11 protein-coding genes are annotated in these 13,633 nt (G+C 68.6%); 6 read left to right on the top strand and 5 right to left on the bottom strand.

Annotation, left to right across the window (positions count from 1 at the left end):
- The first annotated feature begins 17 nt into the window (after positions 1-17).
- Positions 18-317, top strand: coding sequence for a hypothetical protein (locus NJ1_RS13225; protein WP_067692561.1), 300 nt, complete (start codon positions 18-20; stop codon positions 315-317).
- A 123-nt stretch (positions 318-440) separates the two neighbouring features.
- Here NJ1_RS13225 and NJ1_RS13220 read toward each other — a convergent pair whose 3' ends face one another.
- Positions 441-1,376 (bottom strand): DoxX family protein, encoded by a 936-nt coding sequence (locus NJ1_RS13220; RefSeq protein ID WP_067692558.1) that lies wholly within the window; start codon positions 1,374-1,376, stop codon positions 441-443.
- 137 nt (positions 1,377-1,513) lie between these two features.
- Here NJ1_RS13220 and NJ1_RS13215 point away from each other — a divergent pair, with 137 nt between their 5' ends.
- Positions 1,514-2,668, top strand: coding sequence for a PQQ-dependent sugar dehydrogenase (locus tag NJ1_RS13215; RefSeq protein ID WP_067692555.1), 1,155 nt, complete (start codon positions 1,514-1,516; stop codon positions 2,666-2,668).
- Positions 2,669-3,143: 475 nt separating this feature from the next.
- Here the strand turns inward: NJ1_RS13215 and gatB are convergent, their stop codons facing one another.
- The 4 genes from gatB to NJ1_RS13195 form a co-directional block, all read right to left on the bottom strand.
- Positions 3,144-4,658, bottom strand: coding sequence for an Asp-tRNA(Asn)/Glu-tRNA(Gln) amidotransferase subunit GatB (gatB, locus tag NJ1_RS13210; RefSeq protein WP_067692979.1), 1,515 nt, complete (start codon positions 4,656-4,658; stop codon positions 3,144-3,146).
- 235 nt (positions 4,659-4,893) lie between these two features.
- Positions 4,894-7,389, bottom strand: coding sequence for an ABC transporter permease (locus tag NJ1_RS13205; protein ID WP_067692552.1), 2,496 nt, complete (start codon positions 7,387-7,389; stop codon positions 4,894-4,896).
- A complete protein-coding gene (locus NJ1_RS13200; RefSeq protein ID WP_067692549.1) occupies positions 7,386-8,174 on the bottom strand; it encodes an ABC transporter ATP-binding protein in 789 nt (262 codons plus the stop codon). The genes NJ1_RS13205 and NJ1_RS13200 overlap by 4 nt, the downstream gene beginning before the upstream one ends.
- A 35-nt stretch (positions 8,175-8,209) precedes the next feature.
- Positions 8,210-8,539, bottom strand: a complete 330-nt coding sequence (locus NJ1_RS13195; RefSeq protein ID WP_067692546.1) for a hypothetical protein — start codon at positions 8,537-8,539, stop codon at positions 8,210-8,212.
- Between the two features lie 178 nt (positions 8,540-8,717).
- Here NJ1_RS13195 and NJ1_RS13190 point away from each other — a divergent pair, with 178 nt between their 5' ends.
- From NJ1_RS13190 to NJ1_RS13175, 4 genes are read left to right on the top strand one after another with little or no spacing between them, the layout of a single operon-like run.
- On the top strand, positions 8,718-10,094 hold the full coding sequence (locus NJ1_RS13190) for a sensor histidine kinase (RefSeq protein WP_084478095.1): 1,377 nt from the start codon (positions 8,718-8,720) through the stop codon (positions 10,092-10,094).
- Positions 10,091-10,777, top strand: coding sequence for a response regulator (locus tag NJ1_RS13185; protein WP_067692543.1), 687 nt, complete (start codon positions 10,091-10,093; stop codon positions 10,775-10,777). Before NJ1_RS13190 ends, NJ1_RS13185 begins: the two co-directional genes overlap by 4 nt.
- Positions 10,778-10,834: 57 nt before the next feature.
- Positions 10,835-12,571: a serine/threonine-protein kinase gene (locus tag NJ1_RS13180; RefSeq protein WP_067692540.1), complete on the top strand. Its 1,737-nt coding sequence runs from the start codon at positions 10,835-10,837 to the stop codon at positions 12,569-12,571.
- The gene (locus NJ1_RS13175; protein ID WP_084478093.1) at positions 12,561-13,517 is read left to right on the top strand and encodes a serine hydrolase; all 957 of its coding nucleotides are present in this window, start codon (positions 12,561-12,563) and stop codon (positions 13,515-13,517) included. The genes NJ1_RS13180 and NJ1_RS13175 overlap by 11 nt, the downstream gene beginning before the upstream one ends.
- Positions 13,518-13,633: the final 116 nt, after the last annotated feature.

Below are 13,633 nucleotides of genomic sequence, written 5' to 3'. Positions count from 1 at the left end.
CAATTTCGGGGACAGATATGACAATCGAATACGTCGGCAAGGCCGACACCATGCTGGCCGAGTACTCGGCGATGCTCGAGCGCAGCGACGTTCGCAACACCGAGGCGCGCGCACTGCTGGCGGAGGCGGAGGACCTCGCCGCGCAGTCACGCGAACTGGGTTCGGCCGAGTTCATGGCCGAGCCCGCGGAGGCGGCCGAGATCAGCGCGCATCGCGCGATGCTGCAGCAGCAGATCGACAGCAAGTCCGGACTGGTCATGCAGCTGCATCACGAGACGTACCAGGAGTGGGAGCAGTTCACCGCGACCCAGTGGTGAGCTAGCCGTCCGGCGGTGAACCGGATCCGACGTAGATGAAGCGGCCGGGGTGATTCGACATCACCCCGGCCGCTTCGTATTCCGATGTTCGTTCGGGCATGCCGCCGCGCGACGACCGCCCGATCAGTCGAACGGGCCGATCCCCGTCAGCGGATTGCCGCCGTGCATATAGACATAGGTGAGAATCGCGGCCGCGATCGCCGCCACCAGGACCGCGAGCGAGCCCATGAACGGCCTTGTGGCCCAGCCGCGATTGCGGTCCAGCGACAACCGGCCCGGCCCGGTCAGCAGGATCGCCGCCGCACCGCCGGCCAGGATGGACTCCAGTTCCACCCCGGTCTGCGCCTTGTACTGGAACCCGGCGACCATGCCCTGCTTCCACATCCAGGCGTCGAGAATGACGGCCAGCACCGCGCCCGCGGCGAGTGGGGTGGCCAGGCCGAGCACGAGCAGGATGCCGCCACCGAGTTCGCCGGCGATGAGCAGGGCGGCGGAGATGTCGGGCTGCTTCCAACCGCCGTTCTCCATCATGGCCTTGGTGCCGTCCAGGCCCGGGCCATGGAACCAACCGGCCAGCTTCTGCAGGCCGTGGTAGATGAAGGTGCCGCCGATGACCAAGCGCAGCAACAGAAGTCCGAGGTCCAGGGTGCCGCGGCGGTCGTCACGACGGCGCACCCGGTTGTTGGGTTCGGTCGACGGCGCGGGCGGAATGCTGGCGAAGGAGTAGGCCGGGGTGGCGGCGGTCTCGGAGGTGACCTCGGCGGTGTCCGACGCGCCCGGGATCGAATTCTTCAGTTCCGAATACAGCGGCACCTCGGGATCGAGGCCCAGCTCCTCGTCGGTGCGCGCCGGCTCCTTGGAGAGCTTCGCGGACTTGTCCAGGACCTCGGTCCGGCCGGTGTCCGCAGCCGCGCCGAAGTCGGCGGTCGCACCCGACGCGGTGAACTGCTCGGTCGGCGAATCGAAAGGGCTGCGGACCGGTTCACCGGCCGGCCGGGGCGTTGCGGGCGGGATCTCGCCCGGCGCGGCGGCGGAGGGCTCGTTCGGCTTCTCGGTCACGCGGGTCAGAGTATGCGCCCGAGGGGCTCAGCACACGGCTGTCCGAGGGCGTGTCCACTGTCCGGTTCGTGGAGTGTCGGTGGAATGTCGCACCCCCGTCCGAGCAGACGCGTCGGGTTTTCCGTAACGTCTGAGCCATGAAGTTGGTTGCCGCAGGTCGTGTCGGGGTGGGCACGCGGAGGGTCGTGCTGGGCGTGACGCTCGGCGCCGTGCTGCTGTCCGGCTGCGCCCGGTTCGATGATCGCGCGTCCAGCCCGTTCACCACCGAACCCGTCTGGCAGGACGCCGACCAAGGCACCACCACTCCGAAGGTACCGCCCAGCACCGCCAAGCGTCCCGACCTGCCGTGTGTGGATCCGGATCCGGCGGTCGTGGTGTCCTGCCTGGACACCACCGGCGGACTGGTCGCGCTGCCCGACGGCGGCAGTGCGCTGGTCGCCGAGCGGCTCACCGGCCGGATCCTGAAGGTGGTCGCCACCGATGAGGGGGTGCCGCCCGAGCCGGTGGAGGTCGCCCGCCTCGACGTGGATCCCACCGGCGACGGCGGCCTCACCGCGCTGGCCCTGTCCCCCACCTACGGTGAGGACGGGTTGATCTACGCCTACGTCACGACCCCCTCCGACAATCGCGTGGTGCGCATCTCCACGTCCGATGCCGGTGGCGCGCCCAAGCCGATCCTCACCGGAATCCCGAAGGGCCCCAACGGCAATCGCGGTGGCATCGATTTCCACACCGTGAGCCGCATGCTGGTCCTGACCGGCGATGCCGGAAACCCCTCCGCCGCGGCGGATTCCGGCTCGATGGCCGGAAAACTGTTGAGCGTCGAGTCCCCCGGTCCCGGCGCGAACGCCGCCGTCGTGGCCTCGGGTATCGGCGTGGCCGGTGGCGTCTGCTCCGATCACAAGGACTCGATCTGGATCACCGATCGCACCGCCACCGAGGACCGGCTGCAGCGGATCGGCCCGGACGGGGTGGCCGTGAAGGCCTGGAGCTGGCCCGATCACCCGGGTGTCGCGGGATGCGCGGCGGCGAGTGACGGTGTGGCCGTGGCACTCACGAACCAGAAGGCACTGGCCCTGGCCACCGCCGACAAGAACACCCACGCTGTCACCGCGGCTCCCTCGCTGCTCTCACAGGACAAGTACGGCCGCCTCGACGGCGCGACGCTGGGCGGCGACGGCAACATCTGGGCCGCCACGGTCAACAAGACGGACGGCCAGCCCAACCAGTACGACGACCGCGTGGTGCGGATACCGCCGCCGTCCGGCGGCAACGGCTCCGGCCCGGACTAACCCCGGCCATCACCTGCGGCGCGCGGCGAAAGCCGTGCGCCGCAGGCGTATCCGGACCGAAACATGCCCGGTGAGCGGAACTTCCTGGCATACGGGCGATTCCGCGCCTACTGTGGCGGGCATGCGCAAACTACTCGTAATCGGTCTCGTCGTCGGTCTCGCCACTGCACTGGTGAAGTGGCGGGCGAACGCCAACGGCTAGGCACTCCCGTCGAACACCCTACGGCGCACAGCGATCGCTGTGCGCCGTAGGCGCGTCCGGGGTCGGACGCTGCGCCTGTGCACCCTGGCGCCGCCCGCATCGCGCGGTCTCGCGGTCCACCGTGGACGGGCTCGAAGAACCCGTACGCCGTGGCCGCGTCGCGTGATCCTTCCGAGCATGGGGCGAGAAACGACTGCGGCACACGGGGTTACCGTGTGCCGCAGAGGTATCGGGTGAGCGGTATCGGGTATTCGGTATCGGATATTCGGTGGCCTACTCGCTGACGCCGCAGGCCGCGAGAACGAGTTCGCGCACGCGGGCGGCGTCGGCCTGCCCGCGCGTGGCCTTCATGACATCGCCGACGACCTTGCCCGCGGCCTGGATCTTGCCGGAGCGGATCTTCTCGGCGATGGCCGGATTGGCCTCCAGGGCCTTGTCCACCTCGGTCTGCAGGGCCGAATCGTCGCTGACCATGCCGAGGCCCTTGGCTTCGACGATGGCGGCGGGCTCGCCCTCACCGGCCAGGACGAAGTCCACGACCTGCTTGGCGACCTTGTTGTTGATGGTCTTGGCCTCGACCAGTCCGGCGACCTCGGCGACCTGCTTCGGGGTGATGGGCAGATCCTCGAGGGCGACCTCGCGCTCCTTGGCCTTCTCGGTCAGGTAGGCGACCCACCAGGAGCGAGCGGCGTCGACCGAGGCTCCGGCGTCGACCGTCGCGATGATCACGTCCAGCGCGCCGGCGTTCACCAGGTCGCGGAAGACCTCGTCGGACAGACCCCAGTCGGCCTGGATGCGGCCGCGGCGCAGCCACGGGTACTCCGGAATGGTGCCGCGCAGCTCCTCGACCCACGCCGCGTCGGGCGCGATGGGCTCGAGGTCCGGCTCCGGGAAGTAGCGGTAGTCCTCGGCGGTCTCCTTGACGCGGCCCGAGGAGGTGGAGCCGTCGCCCTCGTGGAAGTGGCGGGTCTCCTGGATGATGGTGCCGCCCGCGCTCAGCACCGCGGCCTGACGCCGCATCTCGTAGCGCACCGCGACCTCGACGCTCTTGAGCGAGTTCACGTTCTTGGTCTCGGTGCGAGTGCCGAATTCCTTGGCGTCCTTGGCCATCAGCGAGACGTTGGCATCACAGCGCAGCGAGCCCTGCTCCATCTTCACGTCCGAGACGTTCAGCGACTTGAGCACCTCGCGCAGCGCGGTGACGTAGGCGCGCGCGACCTCGGGGGCACGCTCACCGGCGCCCTCGATCGGCTTGGTGACGATCTCGATCAGCGGCACGCCCGCGCGGTTGTAATCCAGCAGCGAGTGCGACGCGCCGAGGATGCGACCGGTCGCCCCGCCCACGTGCAGCGACTTACCGGTGTCCTCCTCCATGTGCGCGCGCTCGATGGCGACCCGGAAGATCTCGCCGTCGTCGAGCACGACATCGAGGTAGCCCTCGGTGGCGATCGGCTCGTCGTACTGGCTGATCTGGTAGTTCTTCGGCTGGTCCGGGTAGAAGTAGTTCTTGCGCGCGAAGCGGCCCCACGGGGTGATCGAGCAGTTCAGCGCCAGGCCGATCCGGATGGCCGATTCCACGGCCTTCTCGTTCACGACCGGAAGCGATCCGGGCAGACCCAGACACACCGGGCACACCTGGGTATTGGGTTCCGCGCCGAACTCGGTCGGGCATCCGCAGAACATCTTGGTGGCCGTGCCGAGCTCGACATGCACTTCCATACCCAGCACCGGCGCGTACCGGCTGATGACGTCGGTGTAGTCCATCAAGTCGACCGTGGCTGCGCTCATGGCGTCCATCCTAGGGAAGCCCGCCACGCGGGCGAAAACCACCGTCACCTGTGGCTCGCGCGCCCGTCCGTCGCGGCCCGCGCGGGCGCCGATATCGCCGACGAACACCGTGAGAGCCCCGCGCCGCCGACGCGAACGCCCGAGAGAGACGTGCGCGCCGACGGCGACGGCCGATCGACGGCGATGTTCAGTCCACGATGTTCAGTCGACGGCGATGTTCAGTCGATGGCGATGTTCAGTCGATGGCGATGGCCTCCACGATCGGCAGCCGAGAGGCTCGGACCGCCGGAGGGATGGATCCCAGAAGCGACAGGACCAGCGCGGCGACCGCGTAGACCAGCAGCAGCGGGCTGGGGTGGTAGGCGATATCGAGGGAGATGGCGTTGCTCAGGGCGATGGTCGCGAGGTAGTGCACGGCCGAGCCGACCACCAGACCGATTGCCGCGCCGGTCAATCCGATGCCGACCGCTTCGGTGAGGATGGTCCGGAGCAGGAACTGTCTGCTGATTCCCATGGCACGCAGCACGCCCAGTTCGCGGCGGCGTTCCAGCACCGAGAGCATCAGCGTGTTGAGCAGCGCGACCGTGGCCACCAGCACGACGATCCACAAGATGGCGGTGCTCAATGACGTGCCCTGCTGGACGCTGCCGGTGATCGCGTCCACCGTGGCGGCGCCGGTGGCGACATGCAGATCGGGGGGAACGGCCGCGCGCACGGCGGCCATGACGGCCTCGCGATCCGCGCCCGGCGCCAGGTCGATGCCGATGATGGTCTCGCCGGGCCGCTGGTACCACTGCCGCAGCACATCGAGATCCATCACGACGATGCCCGAGATGGCGGAGAAGTACGGGACCACCCGCAGCACCTGCACCCGGTGCACGCCGGTGGGAGTGGGCAGGTCGAGGTCGGAGCCCTCGTGCACGCCCAGCGAACCGGCCACGTCGCGCGAGACGATCACCCCCTCGCCCGCCGCCATCCGAGCCAGATCGCCCTGGGTCGCGCTGTCCAGCGCCGCATTGCGTGCGACGCCGCCCTCATACCCCTGGAGCATGACGCGGCCGCGGCCCAGTGTCGCGAAAGCCATTTGCGCCGAGCCCATATCGCCGATGCCGGGGATGGCCCGGAGCTTCGCCTTCAGCTCGGCCGGGAGCAGCGGCCCGGTGGGGAACTGTTCCATCGGGGTCGGGCTGACGAAGATGTCCGTGCGGCCCAGATCCTGGAAGGTGTCGGTCGCCGCCGAGACCATATTGCGGGTGGCGTTGCCCATGGCCACCACGGCGGTCACACCGATCATCACGGTCATGGCCGTCGCCCAGACGCGGCGCGGGGCGCGTTCGAGGGTGGTCGCGCCCAGTGCCCCCGGTGCGCCGAACAATCGGGCGACCCCGGCGATCACTCGCACGATGGGATCGGTGGCGGCGAAGCACAGCACGATCGCCCCGAGAATGGACAGCGAGATCGAGGCCAGCGAGTACCTGCCCAGGTCGGCCTTGGCGATCACGATGCCGCCGACGACCATGACCGTGCCCAGAACCACTGCGGCCCAGCGCATCACCGGCTTGACGGAGTCGGACGCGGACGCGCCGACCGGGGCCAAAGCCTCGATGGGCTCGACCTTGTAGACCTGGCGAGCGGCGAGCGCGGCGGCCGAGACGCTGGCCAGGACGCAGGCGACGACGGCCACCGGCACCGCGTAGCCGGGCACCATGTACTCGGTGCGCGCCTCCACCGACTGCACGATCGCCGCCGGGAGTCGAACGATAGCGGTGCGCCCCATGAAGATTCCGGCGATCGCGCCGATCAGGCCGCCGAGCAGTCCGAGCAGTGCCGCCTCGGCGATCAGATCGCGCACCATCGGGGTGCGCCGGCCGCCGATGGCGCGCAGCAGCGACAGCATCGGGCGACGTTGCACCACAGCCATACTCATGGCGTTGTAGATGAGGAACGAGGACACGATCAGGGCAGCCGCGGAGGAGGCCAGCGTCGAGTACCGCACCAGTTGAATGGCGCCGCCCGCCTGCGCGGCGCGCAGCGACGGATCCGCGACCACCGCACGGCCCGCCACCACCTCGGTGAGCGTCGAACGCAGCTGCTCCACATCGGCATTCGGCGCGGCGATGATCTGCACCGAGTCGAGTTTCGCGGTCCGGCCGGTGATCTTCTGCGCGACCGGCAGCAGAGCGACCACGATGTGCCCGCCGTTGAGCCGGCGCGCGGCCTCGTCGTCGAGCACGCCCGCGACGGTGGCGGTCACCGAGCCGAGCTGGAACCGCTCACCCTCGTGCCTGCCCATCGCGGCGCCGACCAGCACGCCGTTCGAGACCGAAAGCAGTGTGGACGCCTGGTCTTTCAGCGGTCCGTCCAGATCACTGCCGAGCTGGGACACGCTGGCGTCCGCACCGATGAGCAGTGCCTTGTTCTCGTCCGTGCCGATGGATTGCCGCAGCATGGGCACCGCCGCGGACACTCCCGACACCGTCCGGATCTGTTGCAGCAGTTCCTGATCGAACCCGGCATCGGTGATACCACTGACCTCGAGCGCCGCATTGCCGCCGAGGCTCTGGGTGAGTTTGTCCACCGAGCCGGTGATCGAGCCGGAGATGCTGAACACCGAGACCAGCAGTCCCGCCGAGATTCCCATCACCACCATCGACATGACGGTGCGACCGCGATGGGCGAGAAGTTCACCGATATTGAACAGCCGCAGCCGATCCCATGCCGCCTGGATCATGCGCGCACCACACCGCTGCCGTCGGCGGCCTCGCCCGCGGCCTGACCGTTGGCGGTGACAGCGACGTCGGCGGCGGCCGGGACCGTGCGGACTTCACCGTCATCGGCGCGCTCGACCGACTCGTTGGATCCGATCTGCCCGTCCCGCAGGGTGATGATCCGGTCGCAATAGCGCACCGCGCCCATGTCATGGGTGACCATGACCACCGAATTCCCCTCGCGGGTGATGTCCCCGAGCAGTTGCAGGATGGCCGCACCGGTCTTGGAGTCCAGGTTGCCGGTGGGTTCGTCGGCCAGGATCAGCGGCGGGTCCATGATGAGCGCGCGCGCCACCGCGACCCGCTGCATCTGCCCGCCGGACAGTTCGGCCGGCCGGTGTTCGGCGCGGTCCGCGAGGCCGACCAGATCCAGCAGTTCCAGGGCGCGCGGCTTGGCCTTGCGCAGCCCGGTGCCGTCCAGCAGCTTGGGAATCGCCACGTTCTCCCACGCCGAGAGCGTGGGCAGCAGATTGAAGAACTGGAAGACGAATCCCACCTGATGCCGCCGGAATTCGGACTGCCGGTCATCGTCGAGATCGCCGATTTCCTTGTCCTGGAACCGAATCGATCCGGAATCCGGGGAGTCGAGCGCACCCAGCAGGTGCAGCAGGGTGCTCTTGCCCGATCCGGACGGCCCGATGATGGCGGTGAACTCCCCCGCCTCGATGCGCAGGCTGATCCGGTCCAGTGCGGTGACCCTCTGCCCACCCACCCGGTATTCCTTCGTGATGTCGGTCAATTCCAGCATGGTCGTCGTTCCCCTCGTAGATCAGCCGGTGTGGATCAACCGGCCAAGGCCCGCGGTCGCGGACCGCGGTAGAGCTGATCGGTGTCGTACCTGTCGAGAATCGCGCGCAGCGCGGGCTGCTCCGCGGACAGTTCGAGATAGCTCTCGACCGCGGACTTTCCCTGTGCCAGAGCGTGATCCAGTTTCACGTTCAGGTGGTTCTCCCACCGATGGCGCAGCGCCAGCAGGACCCCTTCGGGTCCGCCGAAGAGCCGGCGCAGCTCCGGCAGATCGTCGAACAGCGTGCTGTCAGCGGGATTTCGTGCCGCCCGATCCAGGATCGTGTGCAGGATGTCGGTGCGAGCATGCAGGTCTGCCCAGGACATGGCCCCCAACCTTTCGTCACGCACCCGATCCGTCGGGTGCCGATGAGCACCCACGCTACGGTCGCGCCGCGATGCTGTCGTCGTGCCGAGGACCCGACTTGACCTCCTACCCCGGTAGGAGCCGGACCCCTGCCGCCGAACGATGTACGCCGTCGAATTCGGCTATTAGCCTGACAGGATGGACGTGAGCGGCGCCACCCCGCAATCGGGCGGGCGGGTGTTCTGGCGACTACGCGACGGGGCACGGCGCAGCGGCGTGCGGGTCAGGCAGTTCGCCCGCGACCCGGTGGCCCAGTTCCGGCGCAATGTCGAGCAGTTGCCGTTCGACTATCCGGTCTCGACGGTGGTACTGATCGATGTGGTGCTGCTGGTGGTCTCGACTGCCGCGCTGATTCAGCGGTTCAGCTATTTCCCCAGCGTGGTGCCGGTCTTGGCGGTGGTGCTGACCTATCTGAACGGGCCGCTGTACGCGTTCCTCGGGCTCAGTCCGAAGCCGTGGCTGATGGCATTGCTGACCATGTCCGCGACCGCGCTGTTCATGTCGCAGCCGGTGGATGTGGATGTCGCGCCGTTCATCCTGATCTGCGCCGCCGGTGAGATCGCCGCCATCACCCCGCTGCTGATCAGCGTCGTGGTCGCCGCGGCGATGGCGGCGGAGGTGGCTCTCTTCGCCGTCCTCGGGAACTTCGAGACCGGGACGCCGCCCTATCTGGTCGGAATTCTGTGCGGCTGGATGGCCGGGCGCGCGCTACAGGCGCAGACCAAGTACCTCAATCAGGAGCGCGCCTATCAGGACATCCGCACCTCGCAGGCCACGGACGAGGAACGCCGCCGCATCGCCAGGGAGGTGCACGACGTGATCGCGCATTCGCTGAGCATCACGCTGCTGCACGTCACCGCCGCCCGCCACGCACTGCAGACCGATCGGGATGTGGACGACGCGGTGGACGCGCTCACCGATGCCGAACGACTCGGCCGCCAAGCCATGGCCGATATCCGGCGCACCGTCGGACTGCTGGATCAGCGCCCCGCACCGCAGACCCCCGAACCCGGCCTGGACGACCTCGGCGATCTGATCGCGGATTTCGTCGGCGCGGGGATGGAGGTCGACTTCCGGGTGGACGGCGACATCTGCGGCGTGTCACCGGGACTGGGCCTGGCGCTGTACCGGATCAGCCAGGAGTCGCTGGCCAATGTCGCCAAACACGCGCCGGGCGCGTCGGCACGGCTGCGCATCGAGGTGTCCGCCAGGGACATCGCGGTGACGGTGACCAACACCCTGCCGACCGGCGCGGCGCAGCGACCCGGACGCGGCATGGGTATCTCCGGAATGCGCCAGCGAGCGCGCATGCACGGGGGCGGGCTCAGCGCGGGTCCCTGCGAGGACGGCTGGCAGGTGCAGGCGCGAATTCCGTTCTCCGGGCAGCCGATCGACTGTGCCGCCACCGCGGCCGAGGACTCGGTCTGGTCGATGATCCACTCCATGAAACGCAAGCGGCAGGAAAGCCGCACCGAACCGGCGAGCACGCCGCAGACGCCTCGGGAGAGTGTGTGACCTCGCAATCGGACGAGGATCTCGTCGCCGTCCTGGTGGTCGACGATCAAGAGCTGGTGCGGGGCGGCCTGCGCCGAATCCTGCGCCGCCGTGACGGTTTCGCGGTCAGCGAATGCGCGGACGGTGACGAGGTGCCCGCCGCGGTCGCGGCCGGCAGGCCGGATGTGGTGCTGATGGATCTGCGGATGAAGCGGATCGGCGGGATCGAGGCCACGCGCATCCTGCGGACGATCGCCGATGCCCCACCGGTATTGGTGCTCACCACCTTCGACGACGATCAGCTGATGCAGGGCGCGCTGCGGGCGGGCGCGGCCGGGTTCATCCTCAAGGACTCTCCCGCCGAGGATCTCATTCGCGCGGTGCGCACGGTGGCCGCCGGTGGTTCCTGGCTCGATCCGACGGTCACCCCGCGGGTGCTCTCGACCTACCGGTCGGTCCGCCCGACCCCGACGGCCGCGAACAGCCGCCTGTCCGAACTGACCGTGCGCGAGCTGGAAGTTCTCGAACTCATCGGCCGCGGGCGCGTCAACACCGAGATCGCCCAGAGCCTCGGCATCTCGGAAGTGACCGTGAAAAGCCACGTGGGACACATCTTCGGAAAGCTGGGGTTACGCGACCGTGCGGCGGCGATCGTGTTTGCGTTTGACCATGGCGTAGTCGCACCGGGAGAATCCACTTCCTGAGGGTGGGGAGCGCGTTGTCAGTCGCACCCCGCCCAGGAAAGTTGGAGGTTTGACGGGGTGGATGCACCGCCATCGCGGGCCGGCGGCACGTTCGGGCCGTACGAGCTCCGCTCGCTGCTGGGCCGGGGCGGCATGGGAGAGGTCTACGAGGCCTACGACACCTCGAAGGATCGCGTCGTAGCACTCAAGCTGCTACCGCCCGAGCTCGCGAAAGATCCCTCCTACCAGGAACGTTTCCGCCGCGAATCGCAGGCGGCGGCGCGGCTCGCCGAACCCCACATCATCCCGATCCACGACTGGGGCGAGATCGACGGTCAGCTGTACATCGATATGCGGCTGGTGCGCGGACAGGATCTACACTCGCTGCTCGACGCCTCCGGGCCGATGCCGCCGCTGCGGGCGGTGAACATCGTCGAGCAGATCGCGGCGGCGCTGGACGCCGCGCACTACTCGGGTCTGGTGCACCGGGACGTGAAACCGGCCAATATCCTCGTGACCGATGCGGATTTCGCATATCTCGCCGACTTCGGCATCGCGCGCGCCGAGGGTGACACCACCATCACCATGACCGGTACCGCGGTCGGGTCGTATGCCTATATGGCGCCCGAGCGCTTCGACGACGCCGGTCCGGTGACCGGGCGCGCGGACCTGTACTCGCTGGGCTGTGTGCTGCACGAATGCCTCACCGGGGCAAAGCCGTTCCCGGCGCACAATATGAGTCTGCTCATCCGGGCGCACATCTCCGAACCGCCGCCCCGGGCCAGCACGCTGCACGACGGAATTCCGCCCGCCCTGGACACGGTGGTCGCGCGGGCACTGGCCAAGGATCCGAACGGCCGCTTCGTGACCGCGGGCGAATTCGCGCGGGCCGCCCGCGCGGCGCTGGCCGGTGGCGTGACGCCACCGCCCCCGACGGAGATGCTGCCGCCGCCCAGGACCGTGCCCCCGGCCGTGCCGACCGCCGGACCCCAGGGCGTGCCGACCACGGTGCTGCCGGTGCGCAATTCGGATCCGACTGTGGTGCAACCGAATACGGGAAATCTCCCGGCCTATGTCACCGGCGCCTTCCCGCCTGCCGAGAACGACACTCCGCCCACCAGCGATCTGCCGGTGATCGTGCCGTCGGATCCGACCATGGTGCGGGTCAGCGACTTTCACTACACGCCGCTGCCGCCGACGGCGCAGCAGAGCGCGGTGTGGGGGCACGCGCAGGCGCAGCAGCAGGACTTCCCGTACGCGCCCACTCCCGATCCCTCGCTGTATCCGACCTCGGATCATCCGCGGATGGAGTCGGCTCCGCCGCAGCGGTATCGGTCGCGGCGCCGGTCGTTGGCGGTGCCGATCTCGATCGGCGTACTGGTCGTGGCGGTCGGCGCGATCGCGGGTGCGATCGGCTGGCAGGTCCTGGAGAACGGATCGAACAAGACGAACACCAGCGCGTCGCAGGACAGCGGCGGCGGGGCGACGGTTCCGCTGTCGCAGCCGAAGGGCTCGGCCACGACCACGACTCCGAGCGCCGTGCAGTTGCCGGCGGGTTCGACGCCGTGCACTCCGGTGTACGCCGAACTCAACGGGTATACAACGGCCGCGATCGGGAATACCGTCACCAGTTGCCCTTTCGCCGAGGAGGTGCGTCGGGCGTATGCCGAGGCGACTGCCGGGCGAGCGGGCGCGGCAAGTAGTGTGGTGGCGGTCAGCCCGGTTACCCGCCGGGCGTACACGATGAACTGCACGGCAGCAGGTAAATTGGTCACCTGCATCGGTGGCGAGAACGCGGTGGTGTATGTCTACTGACCCAATTCCGGCCTGTCGCAAGGCCATTGCTCGATGTTTCGCGGTGGCGACGGTGCTGGCGGTATCCGCCTGCGGCGTGCACGGGACCACATCGGGCGCCTCGTCGTCGAATTCGGGCGAGATCGTGCCGGTGGCAGCGGGTTCCGAGGCGGCGGGCGGCATGGTGATGGCCGCGCCCAATTTTCCCGAACTGTTCGGTCTGCCGAAATCGGTCACCTTCGCAGCGGATTTCGCCGATCTTCAGTCCGGACTGGACGGTCGAATTGGACTGGCGGTCATGCCGGTCGGCGGCGGCGATATGACGGTGCTGGGCAACTGGACCACCGGCATCGCCTGGTCCACCATCAAGGTGCCGCTGGCGCTCGCGGCGCTGCGCCGCGATCCGGACGGCCTGCGCTCGATCGCCGAAGCCGCCATCACGTTCTCGGACAACGATGCGGCACAAGAGCTTTGGAACTCCCTCGGCACCGGCAGCCAGGCCGCCGCCGCGGTCGAGTCCGTGCTGCGCGAAGCCGGTGACAACATCACCGACGTCGCCGCGCGGCACACCCGCCTCGCCACGCTGGACTCCGACGATCTGCTCGCCTTCGGCGCGACCGACTGGGCGCTGACCGATCAGGTGCGCTTCGCCTCCCGGCTGCCCTGCCTCCCGCGCGCCAATTCGGTGGTGTCTCTGATGAGTGAGATCACCCCGAGCCAGAGCTGGGGCCTGGGCCGGTTGATCGGCGCGGAATTCAAGGGCGGCTGGGGACCCGACGACGACACCGGCAAGTACACCGTCCGGCAGTTCGGTCTCGTTCCCACGCTGGCCGGTCCGGTCGCGGTCGCGCTGGCGGCCGAACCGGAGTCCGGCGTGTTCGAGGACGCCACCGACATGATGGACAAGATGGCGCTGCTGCTCGGCGATCACCTGCCCGATCTGCGCGGCGGGCTCTGCAGCCACTGACAATGTGCTCGAAAGCCACCGACAATGTGCTCGAAAGCCACCGACAATCCGCTCGAAAGCCACCGACATTCGCTCGCGGGCGCTCGAGTGCCGTTGACAAGTCCGAGCAGCCTTGG

Source organism: Nocardia jejuensis NBRC 103114 (assembly GCF_001613145.1).
Taxonomy (GTDB): Bacteria; Actinomycetota; Actinomycetes; order Mycobacteriales; family Mycobacteriaceae; genus Nocardia; species Nocardia jejuensis.
Note: the sequence above shows the minus strand (reverse complement) of the source record. Positions and strands in the feature narration are given on the sequence as shown.